This window comes from Streptococcus mitis (assembly GCF_946190275.1).
Lineage (GTDB): Bacteria > Bacillota > Bacilli > Lactobacillales > Streptococcaceae > Streptococcus > Streptococcus mitis_DC.
The window spans coordinates 12,386-29,395 of record NZ_CAMHZQ010000023.1 but is presented as its reverse complement, the minus strand read 5'-3'; the positions used below and the strand labels follow the sequence as shown (position 1 = coordinate 29,395).

Annotated in this window: 21 protein-coding genes; all 21 read left to right on the top strand. The window is 42.3% G+C overall.

All coding sequences use genetic code 11. The features are described 5' to 3' along the window. On the top strand, nt 1-209 hold a 209-nt coding region (locus tag N8M20_RS09540; RefSeq protein WP_261080427.1), incomplete at its 5' end, for a CPBP family glutamic-type intramembrane protease. A gap of 41 nt (nt 210-250) precedes the next feature. Continuing rightward, complete coding sequence (gene blpZ / locus N8M20_RS09535; RefSeq protein WP_261080426.1) at nt 251-499, top strand: immunity protein BlpZ; 249 nt, start codon at nt 251-253, stop codon at nt 497-499. A 29-nt stretch (nt 500-528) separates the two neighbouring features. Further along, a complete protein-coding gene (locus N8M20_RS09530; protein WP_261080425.1) occupies nt 529-1,140 on the top strand; it encodes a CPBP family intramembrane glutamic endopeptidase in 612 nt (203 codons plus the stop codon). 160 nt (nt 1,141-1,300) lie between these two features. Beyond that, the gene (gene ccrZ, locus N8M20_RS09525; RefSeq protein ID WP_016399198.1) at nt 1,301-2,095 is read left to right on the top strand and encodes a cell cycle regulator CcrZ; all 795 of its coding nucleotides are present in this window, start codon (nt 1,301-1,303) and stop codon (nt 2,093-2,095) included. Further along, on the top strand, nt 2,092-2,727 hold the full coding sequence (gene trmB, locus N8M20_RS09520) for a tRNA (guanosine(46)-N7)-methyltransferase TrmB (RefSeq protein ID WP_001266095.1): 636 nt from the start codon (nt 2,092-2,094) through the stop codon (nt 2,725-2,727). Before ccrZ ends, trmB begins: the two co-directional genes overlap by 4 nt. A 125-nt stretch (nt 2,728-2,852) precedes the next feature. Continuing rightward, entirely contained in the window at nt 2,853-3,332 is a 480-nt protein-coding gene (gene rimP, locus N8M20_RS09515; protein ID WP_033679724.1) for a ribosome maturation factor RimP, read from the top strand. A 43-nt stretch (nt 3,333-3,375) separates the two neighbouring features. Continuing rightward, nucleotides 3,376-4,512: a transcription termination factor NusA gene (nusA, locus tag N8M20_RS09510; RefSeq protein WP_049531427.1), complete on the top strand. Its 1,137-nt coding sequence runs from the start codon at nt 3,376-3,378 to the stop codon at nt 4,510-4,512. A gap of 21 nt (nt 4,513-4,533) precedes the next feature. Then, nucleotides 4,534-4,827 carry an RNase P modulator RnpM gene (rnpM, locus tag N8M20_RS09505; protein WP_261080424.1) on the top strand — a complete coding sequence of 98 codons (294 nt, stop codon included), beginning with the start codon at nt 4,534-4,536 and terminating at the stop codon, nt 4,825-4,827. Beyond that, on the top strand, nt 4,820-5,119 hold the full coding sequence (locus tag N8M20_RS09500) for a YlxQ-related RNA-binding protein (RefSeq protein WP_261080423.1): 300 nt from the start codon (nt 4,820-4,822) through the stop codon (nt 5,117-5,119). The genes rnpM and N8M20_RS09500 overlap by 8 nt, the downstream gene beginning before the upstream one ends. A gap of 16 nt (nt 5,120-5,135) precedes the next feature. Beyond that, the gene (gene infB / locus N8M20_RS09495) at nt 5,136-7,931 is read left to right on the top strand and encodes a translation initiation factor IF-2 (RefSeq protein ID WP_261080422.1); all 2,796 of its coding nucleotides are present in this window, start codon (nt 5,136-5,138) and stop codon (nt 7,929-7,931) included. Between the two features lie 165 nt (nt 7,932-8,096). After that, nucleotides 8,097-8,447 (top strand): 30S ribosome-binding factor RbfA, encoded by a 351-nt coding sequence (gene rbfA, locus N8M20_RS09490; RefSeq protein WP_001273601.1) that lies wholly within the window; start codon nt 8,097-8,099, stop codon nt 8,445-8,447. Between the two features lie 204 nt (nt 8,448-8,651). Then, nucleotides 8,652-8,834: a hypothetical protein gene (locus N8M20_RS09485; RefSeq protein ID WP_261080421.1), complete on the top strand. Its 183-nt coding sequence runs from the start codon at nt 8,652-8,654 to the stop codon at nt 8,832-8,834. 267 nt (nt 8,835-9,101) lie between these two features. After that, complete coding sequence (locus N8M20_RS09480; protein ID WP_000368740.1) at nt 9,102-9,335, top strand: DUF1858 domain-containing protein; 234 nt, start codon at nt 9,102-9,104, stop codon at nt 9,333-9,335. Then, nucleotides 9,335-10,669, top strand: coding sequence for a DUF438 domain-containing protein (locus tag N8M20_RS09475; protein ID WP_261080420.1), 1,335 nt, complete (start codon nt 9,335-9,337; stop codon nt 10,667-10,669). The genes N8M20_RS09480 and N8M20_RS09475 overlap by 1 nt, the downstream gene beginning before the upstream one ends. Nucleotides 10,670-10,678: 9 nt before the next feature. Then, nucleotides 10,679-10,933, top strand: a complete 255-nt coding sequence (locus N8M20_RS09470) for a DUF1912 family protein (protein ID WP_000119706.1) — start codon at nt 10,679-10,681, stop codon at nt 10,931-10,933. A 95-nt stretch (nt 10,934-11,028) separates the two neighbouring features. Next, nucleotides 11,029-11,424 (top strand): helix-hairpin-helix domain-containing protein, encoded by a 396-nt coding sequence (locus N8M20_RS09465; protein WP_000038635.1) that lies wholly within the window; start codon nt 11,029-11,031, stop codon nt 11,422-11,424. 361 nt (nt 11,425-11,785) lie between these two features. Further along, a complete protein-coding gene (locus tag N8M20_RS09460; protein WP_261080419.1) occupies nt 11,786-12,364 on the top strand; it encodes a flavin reductase family protein in 579 nt (192 codons plus the stop codon). After that, nucleotides 12,351-12,911 (top strand): GNAT family N-acetyltransferase, encoded by a 561-nt coding sequence (locus N8M20_RS09455; protein ID WP_261080418.1) that lies wholly within the window; start codon nt 12,351-12,353, stop codon nt 12,909-12,911. The genes N8M20_RS09460 and N8M20_RS09455 overlap by 14 nt, the downstream gene beginning before the upstream one ends. After that, entirely contained in the window at nt 12,911-13,489 is a 579-nt protein-coding gene (locus tag N8M20_RS09450; RefSeq protein ID WP_261080417.1) for an AAA family ATPase, read from the top strand. Before N8M20_RS09455 ends, N8M20_RS09450 begins: the two co-directional genes overlap by 1 nt. After that, nucleotides 13,482-16,133: a valine--tRNA ligase gene (locus N8M20_RS09445; RefSeq protein WP_261080416.1), complete on the top strand. Its 2,652-nt coding sequence runs from the start codon at nt 13,482-13,484 to the stop codon at nt 16,131-16,133. Before N8M20_RS09450 ends, N8M20_RS09445 begins: the two co-directional genes overlap by 8 nt. A gap of 69 nt (nt 16,134-16,202) precedes the next feature. Beyond that, the gene (locus N8M20_RS09440) at nt 16,203-16,958 is read left to right on the top strand and encodes a protein NO VEIN domain-containing protein (RefSeq protein WP_261080415.1); all 756 of its coding nucleotides are present in this window, start codon (nt 16,203-16,205) and stop codon (nt 16,956-16,958) included. Nucleotides 16,959-17,010: the final 52 nt, after the last annotated feature.

Genomic DNA, 17,010 nt, shown 5'->3' with positions numbered 1-17,010 from the left:
TTCTTCCGTCAATTTTATTTGCTCTTCCTCATTTTTCAAGCCTGCCTAGTTTGTTAGATATCTTCGTCTTTGCAACAGTTGGAATCATCTTTGCCGGTTTGACCCGCTATACCAAGAGTATTTATCCATCCTATGCGGTGCATGTGATCAATAATATTTTCGCAACATTACCATTTTTGCTCACTTTTCTACATAGGGTCTTGGGGTAAAAAAACCAAAGGCTTGCTTTTCAGCCATAGAGGAGGTCATCATGTATAAACACTTATTTTTCCTAGATTCCAAAACCTTAGACTGGTTGACGCCCTATATTCTAGTCTTGGCTTCTGACACCATTGCCTTTAATGTTTTTGTGCTAACCTTTGTATCTGTTGTGGCCTTTTATTTCCTAAACCCCATGCTATCTTTAATGGCTATCTTTTTAGGGGGTGGTTATGTGGTCGGATTTTGGTTACTCAAATGGTTTGTTTTGGAAAGGTTAGAGCTAAAGGATGACGCGTAGGAAGTTTGTTTGTTGAGGAGGAAAGTTTTATGGAGTTTTTTGATAAATTTCATGCCTTGTGTTTTGGATTTTTAGTACTACTAATCGTCATTACAGTTCCTTATACGATTAACCACGGGGATTTTTTTCAAAATGAATCTGAATTGATTATTGTAAGTCTTCTAGTAACCTCGCTGAGTGTTGCTTATGCTAGAAAGTTTGAAATGATTTCTTTTGGGATGTTAAGCAAGAAACAACTTTTGCTTTTCATTGCAATCTTTCTTCTAAGTGTACTTGAGACGCTGGTTTATATTCATTTCTTCGCTGTTTCTTCTGGTTCAGGGGTTCAACACTTGGCGGAAGTCAGCAGAGGAATTTCTCTGTCTTTGATTTTGACTTCCTCAGTTTTTGGCCCCATTCAGGAGGAGCTCATTTTCAGAGGACTTCTTCAAGGTGCCGTTTTTGACAATTCTTGGTTAGGGCTTGTGCTAACTTCCTCTCTCTTTTCTTTCATGCATGGACCTTCTAATGTCTCTTCGTTTATTTTTTATCTACTTGGGGGCTTATTGCTGGGCTTTGCTTATAAAAAGAGCCAAAACTTATGGGTTTCTACTTTAGTTCATATGTTTTACAATGCTTGGCCACTCTTATATTATTTATAAAAATCATGAAAAGGTAAGTAGCAGATTATGCTTGCCTTTTCTTTCTATAATGATACCCAAGTCAATCCAGAGGCTTTTCTTTGAGAATCAGGTGTGGAGCGGTTGACGAATAGCCCAAAAACTAGTAGAATAGTAAGGAAACTTTATACGGAGGAAAGAAATGGATTTGGGTGATAATGAGCTAACACTGACTCCCATACCTGGGAAAAGTGGCAAGGCTTATATGGGTAGCTATCCTGATGGGAAGCGCATCTTTGTAAAAATGAACACCTCTCCAATCCTACCTGGTCTAGCTAGAGAACAAATTGCTCCACAATTATTATGGAGTCGCCGTTTGGCAGATGGGCGTGATATGTGTGCTCAAGAATGGTTGACTGGCAAGATATTGACCCCCTATGATATGAATCGTAAGCAAATCGTCAATATTTTAACCCGTCTACATCGCTCACGTCCTTTGATGACACAGTTGAGTCGGTTGGGTTATGCCATGGAAACACCTGTAGATTTACTACAGTCTTGGCAAGAAACGGCTCCAGATGCTTTGCGTAAAAATCATTTTATCAGTGAAGTGATGGCTGATTTACGTCAGACTATTCCAGGATTTAGAGAGGACCATGCGACCATTGTCCATGGAGATGTACGACATAGTAATTGGATTGAGACAGACAGTGGCTTGATTTATTTGGTAGATTGGGATTCGGTTCGTTTGACCGACCGCATGTTTGACGTGGCTCATATGCTCTGCCATTATATTCCAGAACATCAGTGGAAGGAATGGTTGACCTACTACGGTTACAAGTACAATCAAACGGTATTAAGTAAATTGTATTGGTACGGTCAATTGTCTTACTTGAGCCAGATTTCCAAGTATTATATGAACCAAGATTTAGAAAATGTCAATCGGGAGATTCATGGCTTGCGCCACTTCCGAGACAAGTATGGAAAGAGAAGATGAGAGTTAGAAATCGTAAAGGGGCGACAGAATTACTAGAGGCAAATCCCCAGTATGTGGTCCTCAATCCCTTGGAAGCCAAGGGCAAATGGCGGGACTTGTTTGGCAATGACAATCCTATTCATGTGGAAGTTGGAAGTGGAAAGGGTGCCTTTGTTTCAGGTATGGCCAAGCAAAACCCTGACATCAACTATATCGGGATTGATATTCAAAAGTCTGTTTTGAGCTACGCTTTGGACAAGGTGCTTGAAGTTGGAGTGCCTAACATTAAGCTCTTGTGGGTAGATGGTTCTGACTTGACTGACTACTTTGAAGACGGTGAGATCGATCGCTTGTATCTGAACTTTTCAGATCCATGGCCGAAAAAACGCCATGAAAAGCGTCGGTTGACCTACAAGACCTTCTTGGATACCTTCAAGCGCATCTTGCCTGAAAATGGAGAAATTCATTTCAAGACGGATAACCGTGGCTTGTTTGAGTACAGCCTAGTGAGTTTTTCTCAATATGGCATGAAACTCAATGGTGTCTGGCTTGATTTACATGCTAGTGATTTTGAAGGCAATGTCATGACAGAATACGAGCAAAAATTCTCCAACAAGGGGCAAGTTATCTACCGAGTTGAGGCTCAGTTTTAAGAAATAGCCTGAAATCAGGCTGTATAAGTGCTTTTGCTTTACATAAGTTGGCAAACGTGCTATACTAATAGTAAGAATATGAAAAGTGAGGCGGGGAAATATCTTCGCCTCTTGCTTATGAGGAGGTGGACGCAATCGCAACAATCGTAGAATTAGTCAGAGAAGTTGTAGAACCTGTCATTCAAGCTCCTTTCGAACTCGTGGATATCGAGTATGGAAAGATTGGCAGTGACATGATTCTCAGTATTTTTGTAGATAAACCTGAAGGAATTACCTTGAACGACACGGCAGACTTGACAGAAATTATTAGTCCTGTCCTAGACACCATCAAGCCAGATCCCTTCCCAGAACAATATTTCCTAGAAATCACCAGTCCAGGTTTGGAACGTCCTTTGAAAACCAAGGATGCAGTTGCTGGAGCGGTTGGGAAATACATCCATGTCGGGCTCTACCAAGCCATCGATAAGCAAAAGGTCTTTGAAGGAACCTTGGTGGCCTTCGAAGAGGACGAGTTGACCATGGAATATATGGACAAGACGCGTAAGAAAACTGTCCAAATTCCATACAGTTTAGTATCAAAAGCACGTTTAGCAGTTAAATTATAGAAAAAGAAAGGATAGCTTTTGAGGATTCAAAAGTGAAGAAAACATGAGTAAAGAAATGTTAGAGGCCTTCCGCATTTTGGAAGAAGACAAGGGAATCAAAAAAGAAGACATCATCGACGCAGTAGTAGAGTCGCTTCGTTCCGCTTATCGCAGACGCTATGGTCAATCAGACAGTGTAGCTATTGATTTCAACGAAAAAACAGGTGACTTTACAGTTTATACTGTCCGTGAAGTGGTTGATGAAGTATTTGATAGCCGTTTGGAAATCAGCTTAAAAGATGCTCTTGCCATTAATTCAGCCTATGAACTTGGTGACAAAATCAAGTTTGAAGAAGCACCTGCTGAGTTTGGTCGTGTAGCAGCCCAATCTGCCAAACAAACCATCATGGAAAAAATGCGCAAGCAAACACGTGCCATCACTTACAATACTTACAAAGAACATGAGCAAGAAATCATGTCTGGTACTGTAGAACGCTTTGACAACCGCTTTATCTATGTCAACCTCGGCAGCATCGAAGCCCAATTGTCAAAACAAGACCAAATTCCTGGTGAAGTTTTTGCTTCCCATGATCGTATCGAAGTCTATGTTTACAAGGTTGAAGACAACCCTCGTGGTGTAAACGTCTTTGTTAGCCGTAGCCATCCAGAAATGATCAAACGTTTGATGGAGCAAGAAATTCCAGAAGTTTATGATGGAACGGTTGAAATCATGAGCGTGGCCCGTGAAGCTGGTGATCGTACTAAGGTTGCAGTTCGTAGCCATAATCCAAACGTGGACGCTATCGGTACAATCGTTGGACGTGGTGGAGCTAATATTAAGAAGATTACGAGCAAATTTCACCCAGCTCGCTACGATGCTAAGAGCGACCGAATGGTACCAATCGAAGAAAATATCGACGTTATCGAGTGGGTAGCAGATCCAGCTGAATTTATCTACAATGCCATCGCTCCTGCTGAAGTTGACCAAGTTATCTTTGATGAAAACGACAGTAAGCGTGCCTTGGTGGTTGTTCCTGATAACAAGCTTTCTCTTGCAATCGGTCGTCGTGGGCAAAACGTTCGCTTGGCAGCTCATTTGACTGGTTACCGTATCGATATCAAGTCTGCTAGTGAATTTGAAGCCATGGAAGAAGCTGCTTCAGTAGAGTTGGAAGCAGAAAATGATACTGTAGAAGAATAAAAGCTGCTAGAGGAGGGAAAGATGAAAACTAGAAAAATCCCTTTGCGTAAGTCTGTTGTGTCTAATGAAGTGATTGATAAGCGTGATTTGCTCCGTATTGTCAAGAACAAGGAAGGACAAGTCTTTATCGATTCGACAGGCAAGGCCAATGGCCGCGGCGCTTATATCAAGCTAGACAATGCAGAAGCCCTAGAGGCGAAAAAGAAGAAGGTCTTTAACCGCAGCTTTAGCATGGAAGTGGATGAAAGCTTTTATGACGAGTTGATCGCTTATGTGGATCACAAAGTGAAAAGAAGAGAGTTAGGACTTGAATAAGCAAAAGATAAGCAATCTCTTGGGACTTGCTCAGCGAGCAGGGCGGATTATATCGGGTGAAGAATTGGTGGTCAAGGCCATTCAAGACGGCAAGGCCAAGATGGTCTTTCTAGCCCATGATGCTGGACCCAATCTGACCAAGAAGATTCAAGATAAAGGTCATTATTATCAAGTAGAAATTGTAACCGTGTTTTCAACACTGGAATTAAGCATAGCAGTCGGAAAATCGAGAAAGGTTTTGGCTGTGACAGATGCTGGATTTACAAAGAAAATGAGGTCTCTTATGGAATAGAAGAGGAGGACATGATTTGTCTAAGAAAAGATTGTACGAAATCGCAAAAGAACTTGGAAAAGAAAGCAAAGAAGTTGTAGCGCGTGCAAAAGAGTTGGGCTTGGATGTGAAAAGCCACTCATCAAGTGTGGAAGAAGCTGTCGCTGCAAAAATCGCTGCCAGCTTTAAGCCTGCAGCTGCTCCGAAAGTAGAAGCAAAACCTGCAGCACCAAAAGCAAGTGCAGAAAAGAAAGCCGAAAAAGAGCCAGCTAAACCAGCTGTAGCTAAGGAAGAGGTAAAACCAGCTGAGCCAGTTGCTCAGAAAACAGAAAAAGCAGCAGCTAAACCGCAAAGCCGTAATTTCAAGGCTGAGCGTGAAGCCCGTGCCAAAGAGCAGGCAGAGCGACGCAAGCAAAATAAGGGCAATAACCGTGACCAACAAAAGGGAAATCATCAAAAGAATGATAACCGTAATGGTGGAAAACAAGGTCAAGGCAACCGCGATAATCGTCGCTTTAATGACCAAGCTAAGAAACAGCAAGGTCAGCAAAATCGTGGAAATGAGCGCCGTCAACAAGAGGACAAACGTTTAAATCAAGCGGCTCCACGTATTGACTTTAAAGCCCGTGCAGCAGCCCTAAAAGCAGAACAAAATGCAGAGTATGCACGTTCAAGTGAGGAACGCTTCAAGCAGTATCAGGCTGCTAAAGAAGCCTTGGCTCAAGCTAACAAACGCAAGGAACCAGAGGAAATCTTTGAAGAAGCGGCTAAGTTAGCTGAACAAGCGCAACAAGCACAGCAAGTTCAAGCAGTGGTTGAAGTCGTCCCTGAGAAAAAAGAACCTGCAGTGGATACACGTCGTAAAAAACAAGCTCGACCAGACAAAAATCGTGACGATTATGATCACGAAGAAGATGGTCCTAGAAAACAACAAAAGAATCGAAGTAGTCAAAATCAAGTGAGAAATCAAAAGAATAGTAACTGGAATAACAACAAAAAGAACAAAAAAGGCAATAACAAGAACAACCGCAATCAGACTCCAAAACCTGTTACGGAGCGTAAATTCCATGAATTGCCAACAGAATTTGAATATACAGATGGTATGACCGTTGCGGAAATCGCAAAACGTATCAAACGTGAACCAGCTGAAATTGTTAAGAAACTTTTCATGATGGGTGTCATGGCCACACAAAACCAATCCTTGGATGGAGAAACGATTGAACTCCTCATGGTGGATTACGGTATCGAAGCCAAACAAAAGGTTGAAGTGGATAATGCCGACATCGAGCGTTTCTTTGTCGAAGATGGCTATCTCAATGAAGATGAATTGGTAGAGCGTCCACCAGTTGTAACCATCATGGGACACGTTGACCATGGTAAGACAACACTCCTAGATACCCTTCGTAACTCTCGTGTTGCGACAGGTGAAGCAGGTGGTATCACTCAGCATATCGGTGCCTACCAAATCGTGGAAAATGGCAAGAAGATTACCTTCCTTGATACACCAGGACACGCGGCCTTTACATCTATGCGTGCGCGTGGTGCTTCTGTTACCGATATTACTATCTTGGTCGTAGCGGCAGATGACGGGGTTATGCCTCAGACTATCGAAGCCATTAACCACTCAAAAGCGGCCAACGTTCCAATCATCGTAGCCATTAACAAGATTGATAAACCAGGTGCTAACCCAGAACGCGTTATCGGTGAATTGGCAGAGCATGGAGTTATGTCAACTGCTTGGGGTGGAGATTCTGAATTTGTTGAAATCTCAGCTAAATTTAACCAAAACATCGAAGAATTGTTGGAAACAGTCCTTCTTGTAGCTGAAATCCAAGAACTCAAGGCAGACCCAACAGTGCGTGCGATCGGTACAGTTATCGAAGCGCGCCTGGATAAAGGAAAAGGTGCGGTCGCAACCCTTCTTGTTCAACAAGGTACCTTGAATGTCCAAGATCCAATCGTTGTCGGAAATACCTTCGGTCGTGTCCGTGCTATGACCAACGACCTTGGTCGTCGTGTTAAGGTTGCTGGACCATCAACTCCAGTTTCTATCACAGGTTTGAACGAAGCGCCAATGGCAGGTGACCACTTTGCCGTTTACGAAGATGAAAAATCTGCGCGTGCAGCAGGTGAAGAGCGTGCCAAACGTGCCCTTATGAAACAACGTCAAGCTACCCAACGTGTCAGCCTTGAAAACCTCTTTGATACGCTTAAAGCTGGTGAACTCAAATCAGTTAACGTTATCATTAAGGCCGACGTACAAGGTTCTGTTGAAGCCCTTTCTGCCTCACTTCAAAAGATCGACGTAGAAGGTGTCAAAGTTACTATCGTCCACTCGGCAGTCGGTGCCATCAATGAATCTGACGTGACTCTTGCCGAAGCTTCAAATGCCTTCATCGTTGGTTTCAACGTACGCCCTACACCACAAGCTCGTCAACAAGCAGAAGCTGACGATGTGGAAATCCGTCTTCACAGCATTATCTACAAGGTTATCGAAGAGATGGAAGAAGCCATGAAAGGGATGCTTGATCCAGAATTCGAAGAAAAAGTTATCGGTGAAGCAGTTATCCGTGAAACCTTCAAGGTATCTAAAGTGGGAACTATCGGTGGATTCATGGTTATTAACGGTAAGGTTACCCGTGACTCTAAAGTCCGTGTTATCCGTGACGGTGTCGTTATCTATGATGGCGAACTCGCAAGCTTGAAACACTACAAAGACGACGTGAAAGAAGTTACAAACGGTCGTGAAGGTGGTTTGATGATAGATGGCTACAATGATATCAAGATGGATGATGTGATTGAGGCCTATGTCATGGAAGAAATCAAGAGATAATAGAGAAACTATAGCTCATTTGACTCGTCGTCAACAGCGCCTTGATGAACTTCAGTTCTATCTAAGGCTTGTTTCCTAGATTCAAATGGCTCTAGTTCCTCTATCTAATAGAAATAGCTAGGTCTGCTGGCCTAGCTTTTGGTTCAAAGTAGAGAAAGGAATATCATGGCAAATCATTTCCGTACGGATCGTGTGGGCATGGAAATCAAGCGTGAAGTCAATGAGATTTTGCAAAAGAAAGTCCGTGATCCGCGTGTCCAAGGCGTGACCATCACAGATGTTCAGATGCTGGGTGACTTGTCTGTTGCCAAGGTTTACTACACCATTTTGAGTAACCTTGCTTCAGATAATCAAAAAGCCCAAATCGGGCTTGAAAAAGCAACTGGTACTATCAAACGTGAACTTGGTCGCAATTTGAAATTGTACAAAATCCCAGATTTGACTTTCGTCAAAGACGAATCCATCGAATATGGAAACAAGATTGACGAAATGCTACGCAATCTGGATAAGAACTAAGAAGAGGGGCAACCCTCTTTTTTGGTGGGGAAATGACTACAAAGCATGCTAGGGAATCTTTCTAGAATTAAACATTATTAAAAAGCTTTATAAAATTTAGCTTGTATGATAGTATAGGAATTAGAAAGAGTAAATTTCACAGAAATGGCCAGCAAGACTGGTATCGTCAATATTTTAAAGTGTAGTTAAACGAGGAAAGATAATATGGGACCTATCAAAGCTTTTGCTAAAATTTATGGGAATTACTTTTTGACCATGCAAGGTGTAAAAGTAATGAAAACGATAAAGAAAGATGACAATGTTATTGTCGGTCTGGGGAAACTTTTTATTGCAGACAAGTTAATGGATATGGCTCGGTGGCTCATCAAGCCAGAGGAGAGAGAATGAAATTTTTTTTGGGGGTCTTCTTGCCATTATTTTTATCAAACCGATTATTGGGATTTTGAAATTCTTTTGGATGATCATCTCTTTTGCAGTCCAATTGCTGTTTTACAAGATATTATTTAAGATATTGGATTGGCTCTTTAAACTTATCTAGATGGTAATCCAAGTCGCAGAGAACTAGCAGGAACTTCACTGCTAGTTTTTTAATCTCTTTCCTTGTGGTATAATAAAAGCAGTAAAATCATTTTAGAACATACAATGGAGGTCGTCATGGACAATATCATCGATGTGTCAATTCCTGTTGCAGAAGTGGTGGATAAGCATCCAGAAGTCTTGGAAATTCTAGTCGAGCTTGGTTTTAAACCTCTTGCCAATCCCTTAATGCGCAATACAGTTGGTCGTAAAGTATCACTTAAACAGGGTTCTAAGCTGGAAGGAACCCCTATGGACAAGATTGTCCGCACACTGGAAGCGAATGGCTACGAAGTGGTTGGATTAGACTAATGGCAGATGAAAGGATTCATGTCCTACGGGATATTTTGTTAGAATTGCATAATGGCGCCTCTCCTGAGTCGGTTCAGGAGCGCTTTGATGCGACCTTTACAGGTGTTTCAGCCATCGAGATTTCCCTTATGGAGCACGAGCTGATGAACTCAGACTCAGGTGTTACCTTTGAAGATGTCATGGAACTCTGTGATGTCCATGCCAATCTTTTTAAAAATGCTATTAAAGGTGTCGAAGTAGAGGATACCGAGCATCCAGGTCACCCAGTTCGGATTTTCAAAGAAGAAAATCTGGCTCTCCGTGCAGCTTTGATTCGTATTCGTAGATTGTTAGATACCTATGAGTCTATGGAAGATGAAGAAATGCTTGCGGAGATGCGTAAGGGTTTGGTGCGTCAGATGGGACTTGTGGGGCAATTTGACATCCATTACCAACGTAAAGAAGAACTCTTCTTTCCTATCATGGAGCGCTATGGACACGATTCACCCCCAAAAGTGATGTGGGGAGTGGATGATCTGATCAGGGAACTCTTTCAAACAGCTCTAATGACAGCCAAGTCACTACCAGAAGTGCCGATTAGTACTGTAAAAGAAGCTTTTGAAGCTTTTGCGACAGAGTTTGAAAGTATGATTTTCAAGGAAGAGTCCATCCTTCTCATGATTCTCCTTGAATCCTTTACTCAGGATGACTGGCTTCAGATTGCGGAGGAGAGTGATGCCTACGGCTATGCCATCATCCGTCCGTCTGAGAAATGGGTGCCAGAACGCCAGAGTTTTGTTGAGGAAAAGAGTGAAGAGGAGCCTGTACAGCTAGATAAGGCAGAGGGTCAAGTTAAGCAAGTTATCGATACGCCAGAAGGGCAGTTTACCATTACCTTTACCCCTAAGGAAAAGGAAGCAGTGCTGGACCGCCATAGTCAACAGGCTTTTGGGAATGGCTATCTTTCAGTCGAGCAGGCTAATCTCATCCTAAATCACCTCCCTATGGAGATTACCTTTGTCAATAAAGACGATATTTTCCAGTATTACAATGACAATGCGCCGGCTGACGAGATGATTTTCAAACGAACACCGTCCCAAGTCGGACGGAATGTCGAACTCTGTCATCCACCTAAGTACTTGGATAAGGTAAAGACTATCATGAAGGGTCTTCGTGAGGGAGTCAAGGACAAGTATGAAATGTGGTTCAAGTCTGAGTCACGAGGCAAGTTTGTCCACATCACCTATGCCGCAGTCCATGATGAAGAGGGAGAATTCCAAGGTGTGTTGGAGTATGTTCAGGATATTCAGCCCTACCGAGAGATTGATACGGACTATTTCCGTGGATTAGAATAAGGAGAAAAAATGAGTTACGAACAAGAATTTATGAAGGAATTTGAAGCTTGGGTCAATACCCAAATCATGATTAACGACATGGCGCACAAGGAAAGCCAAAAAGTCTACGAAGAAGACCAAGACGAGCGTGCCAAAGATGCTATGATTCGTTACGAAAGTCGCTTGGATGCTTATCAGTTCTTGCTTGGTAAGTTTGAAAACTTTAAAGCAGGCAAGGGATTCCATGATTTGCCAGATGGCTTATTCGGTGAGCGAAATTATTAAACGAGAAAGATTCTTGATTTTTTACTAAAATCTTGATAGAATATTTATATTAAATCCTTGTCAGAGCAGGGGTTTTTTATTGAAAGGATTTTATCATGTCAAAGAAACTCAATCGTAAAAAACAATTACGAAATAGCCTCCGTCGTGCAGGTGCCTTTTCAAGTACTGTGACTAAGGTTGTAGAAGAGACAAAAAAAGTCGTAAAACGTGCAGAGCAGTCAGCAAGCCAAGCTGGTAAGGCTGTTTCTAAAAAAGTTGAACAAGCAGTAGAAGCTACTAAAGAACAAGCTCAAAAAGTAGCCAATTCTGTAGAAGATTTTGCAGCAAACTTGGGTGGACTTCCACTTGATCGTGCCAAAACTTTCTATGATGAAGGCATCAAGTCTGCGTCAGATTTTAAAAACTGGACTGAAAAAGAACTCCTTGCCTTGAAAGGAATCGGCCCAGCTACCATCAAGAAATTGAAAGAAAATGGTATCAAGTTCAAGTAATCTTTCTTGTGCCTTGCATTTCCGTCAAAATCTTGCTACAATAGAGCCATTAGAGGTGTTTTGAATCCCACATTTTACAGAAAGTGGCGGCGCTGAGAAGTCCACAAATGTGTCAAAACTGGTTGCTAATGGATGAAAAAATGAAATAAAAGTGTCTTTTTGTTTCCGTCTAGGACTAGGCAATGAGTTGCAGGCTGTACTCAAGTACGCCAAAGCGAGCTAACGACGTCATAAAGGAGAAACAGGAAGATTAAAGTTGCGGGCGCTGCCCGAATTTGGGTGGTACCGCGGATAAATACATTCGTCCCTGTCATGTAGATGGCAGGGCTTTTCTTTTGCGTCTTAGTCAAAGGGGGTTGTTATGAAGCAATCTTTTAAAACAAGTAAACTCTATTATGGTTTTCCTATCTTCATTTTGGGGTATCAGGATCAGAATTTTGGACACAATATTACGACCTGTAGCTCCTCTTATAGCTTGGGAGATTGGCTAGTCATTGGTGTTGGTGCTGAAGAAAATGCGACTGAGCAGATTAAGCATTACCAGAAGTTTACTGTGAATATTCCTGATGAAAATCTCATGCTCGAGATGGAGCAGGCTGGTTTTATCAGTCATCGAGAGAAATTGAAACACCTGGGGCTAGACTACGAGATTTCTGAACGGACTCAGGCACCGATTTTAGAGGCCTGTCCAGTCGTATTGGAATGTCAAGTTGATAGAATTATTGAGGAAGACGGTATTTGTCACATCTTTGCCAAGATTATCGAGCGACTGGCTAATCCTGAACTCTTGGATGATAAGGGACATTTTAAAAATGATCGTTTTTCACCGACTTACTTTATGGGGGACGGTCACCAGCGCGTTTATCGCTATTTAGATAACCGTGTTGATCCTATGGGGAGCTTCATAAAGAAAGCGAGGAAGAAAGATGACAAGAGCTGAACTGCCAGAACGCTTGGAAACAGAATATCTCGTGTTACGAGTCCGCACAGTCGCTGATGCCGAGGATATCTATGCCTACGCTAGTCTCCCAGAGGTCGCCTATCCAGCAGGCTTTCCTCCAGTCAAAACCTTGGAAGATGAGATTTATTATCTAGAGCATATCCTTCCTGAGCGCAATCAAAAGGAAAATCTCCCAGCTGGCTATGGAATTGTCGTCAAAGGAACTGATAAAGTCATTGGTTCTGTTGATTTCAACCATCGCCATGCGGATGATGTGCTAGAGCTTGGCTATACCTTGCATCCAAACTATTGGGGTCGAGGCTATGTACCAGAAGCAGCGTTTGCCTTGATTGACTTAGCCTTTAAAGATTTGGATCTTCACAAGATTGAACTGACTTGTTTTGGTTATAATGTCCAAAGTCAACGAGTTGCAGAAAAACTTGGATTTACCCTCGAAGCTCGTATCCGAGACCGTAAAGATGTTCAAGGGAACCGCTGTGACAGTCTGATATATGGTTTGCTGAGAAGTGAGTGGGAGGTGATTTGATGCATCTTTTCATCATTGGGGCTCCGGCTTCTGGGAAAATGACGATTGGTCAAGAGTTATCTCGACTGACAGATGCTACCCTCTTTTATAACCATCAAGCCATCGATTTTGCACTAGAAATCTATCAGGACTTTACAGAGGAAATGTGGGAATTTGTTCGTGGAATTACCTTTTCTTTCCTTGGAGCAAGTGCAAGAAATCAGCGATCAGTAATTTTAACTGACGTAATTGATTTTTCAAATCAGTACCAGCTGATGTATTTAAAGCAAATTCAGAATTTATTGGATAACTTTCATCAAGAGATTCTGTTTGTTGAGTTGGAAACAAGTCTTGAAGAGCGTTTACGTCGAAATCGAACGGAGAACCGGTTGACGCACAAGCCCTTGAAACGGCATATTGAGATATCTGAAAGAGAAATTTTAGAGACTGCTGAAACACTTCAATTAAATTCCCAACATCAACCAAATGAGTTGCACCACTACCTTAAAATAAATAATACGAATCTGTCTGCAGAAGAGGTTGCTAAGCAGATTCAAAATAAAATGAACAAAATAGAGAAAGGACAAACACATGTCTAAAGAACTTTCACCTAAATATAATCCAGCCGACGTTGAGGCTGGTCGTTACCAAAAATGGCTTGATGCTGATGTTTTCAAGCCTTCAGGCGATCAAAAGGCTAAGCCTTATTCGATCGTCATTCCACCACCAAACGTGACTGGGAAACTTCACCTTGGTCATGCATGGGATACGACTTTGCAAGATATTATCATCCGTCAAAAACGCATGCAAGGCTTTGATACGCTTTGGCTTCCAGGAATGGACCACGCTGGTATTGCCACTCAAGCTAAGGTTGAGGAGCGCTTACGTGGTGAGGGTATTACGCGTTATGACCTGGGTCGTGAATCTTTCTTGACGAAAGTCTGGGAATGGAAAGACGAATATGCCACTACTATCAAGGAACAATGGGGCAAGATGGGGCTCTCAGTAGACTACTCTCGTGAGCGTTTCACTCTTGACGAAGGTTTGTCAAAAGCGGTTCGCAAGGTTTTTGTGGACCTATACAAGAAAGGTTGGATCTACCGTGGTGAATTTATTATCAACTGGGACCCAGCAGCTCGCACAGCCCTTTCTGATATCGAGGTTATCCACAAGGATGTCGAAGGTGCCTTCTACCACATGAACTATATGCTGGAAGACGGTTCACGCGCCCTTGAAGTAGCGACAACTCGTCCTGAGACCATGTTTGGGGATGTTGCCGTTGCGGTCAATCCAGAAGACCCACGCTACAAGGACTTGATTGGTAAAAATGTCATCCTTCCAATCGCTAATAAATTGATTCCAATCGTTGGGGACGAGCATGCAGATCCTGAGTTTGGTACGGGTGTCGTGAAAATCACACCTGCCCACGATCCAAACGACTTCTTGGTTGGTCAACGCCACAACTTGCCGCAAGTCAACGTCATGAACGACGACGGTACTATGAATGACTTAGCCTTCGAATTTGCAGGTATGGACCGTTTTGAAGCTCGTAAGGCAGTCGTTGCTAAGCTGGAAGAAATCGGTGCCCTCGTTAAAATCGAAAAACGTGTCCACAGTGTTGGTCACTCAGAGCGTACTGGTGTTGTGGTTGAGCCACGCTTGTCTACGCAATGGTTCGTCAAGATGGACCAATTGGCCAAGAATGCTATTGCCAACCAAGACACAGAGGACAAGGTCGAATTCTACCCACCTCGTTTCAATGATACCTTCCTCCAATGGATGGAAAATGTCCACGACTGGGTTATCTCTCGTCAGCTCTGGTGGGGGCACCAAATCCCTGCTTGGTACAATGCTGAGGGTGAAATATATGTCGGCGAAGAAGCTCCAGAAGGTGACGGATGGACTCAGGACGAAGACGTCTTGGATACTTGGTTCAGTTCTGCCCTCTGGCCATTCTCAACCATGGGCTGGCCTGATGTCGACTCAGAAGACTTTAAACGTTATTATCCAACATCAACTTTGGTGACTGGTTATGATATTATTCCGTTCTGGGTGTCTCGGATGATTTTCCAAGGTTTGGAATTTACTGGCAAGTCGCCATTCAAAAATGCCTTGATTCATGGTCTCATTCGTGATGAGCAAGGACGCAAGATGTCGAAATCTCTCGGTAACGGGATTGATCCAATGGATGTTATTGATAAGTACGGAACAGATAGCCTTCGTTGGTTCCTTTCAAACGGTTCTGCACCAGGACAAGATGTGCGCTTCTCTTACGAGAAAATGGATGCTTCATGGAACTTCATTAACAAGATCTGGAACATCTCTCGCTACATCCTCATGAACAATGAAGGCTTGACCCTTGAGCAAGCAACTGCCAATGTGGAAAAAGTTGTCAACAAGGAAGCTGGAAATGTCACAGACCGTTGGATTCTCCACAACCTCAATGAAACAATCGGAAAAGCTACTGCTAACTTTGACAAGTTTGAATTTGGTGTGGCTGGACACATCCTCTACAACTTCATCTGGGACGAGTTTGCGGACTGGTACGTTGAGTTGACTAAGGAAGTCCTTTATAGCGATAACGAAGAAGAGAAAGTCATCACACGTTCTGTTCTCCTTTACACTCTGGACAAGATCCTTCGTCTCCTCCACCCAATCATGCCATTCGTGACAGAGGAAATTTTTGGACAAATCTCAGAAGGTTCTATCGTTACAGCAGAATACCCAACTGTCAACCCAGTCTTTGAAGACATTGTGGCCCACACTGGTGTGGAAAGTCTCAAAGACTTGATTCGTGCTGTTCGTAATGCGCGTGCGGAAGTAAACGTAGCTCCAAGCAAGCCTATCACCATCCTTGTTAAGACCAGTGATAGCGACTTGGAAGCCTTCTTTAACAGCAATGTCAACTACATCAAACGCTTCACAAATCCTGAACACTTGGAAATCGCATCAACCATCCCTGCACCTGAACTCGCAATGTCAAGCGTCATCACAGGAGCAGAAATCTACCTGCCACTCGCAGACCTCCTCAATGTCGAAGAAGAACTCGCTCGTCTCGACAAGGAACTAGCTAAATGGCAAAAAGAACTGGACATGGTCGGCAAGAAGCTCTCTAACGAACGCTTCGTAGCCAATGCCAAACCAGAAGTCGTCCAAAAAGAACGCGACAAACAAGCCGATTACCAAGCGAAATACGATGCGACCGTAGCACGTATTGATGAGATGAAGAAACTCGTGAAATAAACATAGAAACACGGTGATGAGCCGTGTTTTTTGGTATAATGAAACCAATATTTATTGATGGAGAAAGTGATGTCTAAACACCCTCATTATGAATTGTTAAATTTAATTGGCTATGGTCTTGCTAAGTTTGACAAGCTTTTTATAAAAGAATTTCAATGTTCTAGTAAGTCGGAGTTTTATCGCTATGTGGTTTCTTTGGGAATTGCTGAAACAACTGGAGTTGTAAAGAATAGAATGGATTTATTTGATCCTTATTTTGACAATGATCGAAAAGGTTGGTGGCAGAAAGCTGAAGTTTACCGTTTTCGTAAAGATTTAATTGATATGATGTTTGGAAATGAAGATGTTCAGAGTTATGCTGAAATAGTAAAAATGTTACTTTCCAGTGAAGGAAAGGAAACAGGCATTACTACCATTGAAAAGCCAATCATTCGAACTAAATTCAAACGTCTACAGGAAACTGGGATGGAGGCAGAAAATTATTTTATCCTTCATTTTGATAAAGAAGAAAAATTCCAAGGTGGACAGTTAACCGATGCCCGTCTTTATGGTGATGGATATGACTTTCAGGTAGATGTCCAAGAGCATTCCTACCTTGCTGAAGTAAAAGGTATCCGAAAAACTAAGGGGCGTGTGCGTTTAACTGCAAAAGAATTTGAAAAAGCCAAAGAGTTTCAATCAGATTTTATTTTATCTCTAGTCACCAATCTAGATGATATTCCAAAGTTAGTGTTAATCGATAATCCTTTAAAACATTTTGAGTTTAAAAAGAATATTATAAAAAATGAAATTATTGAATACAGAAGCTTAGAAGATTTGTATTAGTTCCCCCTTAACCTTTGACTATTCTGCAAAATTATCGTAAAATAAAGAGTAA

Excerpts from the sequence above, each read along its gene's own strand:
- N8M20_RS09450 (WP_261080417.1), top strand. The coding sequence starts at position 12,911 with ATGCATCTTTTCATCATTGGGGCTCCGGCTTCTGGGAAAATGACGATT.
- rnpM (WP_261080424.1), top strand. The coding sequence starts at position 4,534 with ATGAAAACTAGAAAAATCCCTTTGCGTAAGTCTGTTGTGTCTAATGAA.
- ccrZ (WP_016399198.1), top strand. The coding sequence starts at position 1,301 with ATGGATTTGGGTGATAATGAGCTAACACTGACTCCCATACCTGGGAAA.
- rbfA (WP_001273601.1), top strand. The coding sequence starts at position 8,097 with ATGGCAAATCATTTCCGTACGGATCGTGTGGGCATGGAAATCAAGCGT.
- blpZ (WP_261080426.1), top strand. The coding sequence starts at position 251 with ATGTATAAACACTTATTTTTCCTAGATTCCAAAACCTTAGACTGGTTG.
- N8M20_RS09440 (WP_261080415.1), top strand. The coding sequence starts at position 16,203 with ATGTCTAAACACCCTCATTATGAATTGTTAAATTTAATTGGCTATGGT.
- N8M20_RS09530 (WP_261080425.1), top strand. The coding sequence starts at position 529 with ATGGAGTTTTTTGATAAATTTCATGCCTTGTGTTTTGGATTTTTAGTA.
- N8M20_RS09485 (WP_261080421.1), top strand. The coding sequence starts at position 8,652 with ATGGGACCTATCAAAGCTTTTGCTAAAATTTATGGGAATTACTTTTTG.
- nusA (WP_049531427.1), top strand. The coding sequence starts at position 3,376 with ATGAGTAAAGAAATGTTAGAGGCCTTCCGCATTTTGGAAGAAGACAAG.
- N8M20_RS09480 (WP_000368740.1), top strand. The coding sequence starts at position 9,102 with ATGGACAATATCATCGATGTGTCAATTCCTGTTGCAGAAGTGGTGGAT.
- N8M20_RS09465 (WP_000038635.1), top strand. The coding sequence starts at position 11,029 with ATGTCAAAGAAACTCAATCGTAAAAAACAATTACGAAATAGCCTCCGT.
- N8M20_RS09445 (WP_261080416.1), top strand. The coding sequence starts at position 13,482 with ATGTCTAAAGAACTTTCACCTAAATATAATCCAGCCGACGTTGAGGCT.
- N8M20_RS09455 (WP_261080418.1), top strand. The coding sequence starts at position 12,351 with ATGACAAGAGCTGAACTGCCAGAACGCTTGGAAACAGAATATCTCGTG.
- trmB (WP_001266095.1), top strand. The coding sequence starts at position 2,092 with ATGAGAGTTAGAAATCGTAAAGGGGCGACAGAATTACTAGAGGCAAAT.
- N8M20_RS09470 (WP_000119706.1), top strand. The coding sequence starts at position 10,679 with ATGAGTTACGAACAAGAATTTATGAAGGAATTTGAAGCTTGGGTCAAT.
- N8M20_RS09475 (WP_261080420.1), top strand. The coding sequence starts at position 9,335 with ATGGCAGATGAAAGGATTCATGTCCTACGGGATATTTTGTTAGAATTG.
- N8M20_RS09460 (WP_261080419.1), top strand. The coding sequence starts at position 11,786 with ATGAAGCAATCTTTTAAAACAAGTAAACTCTATTATGGTTTTCCTATC.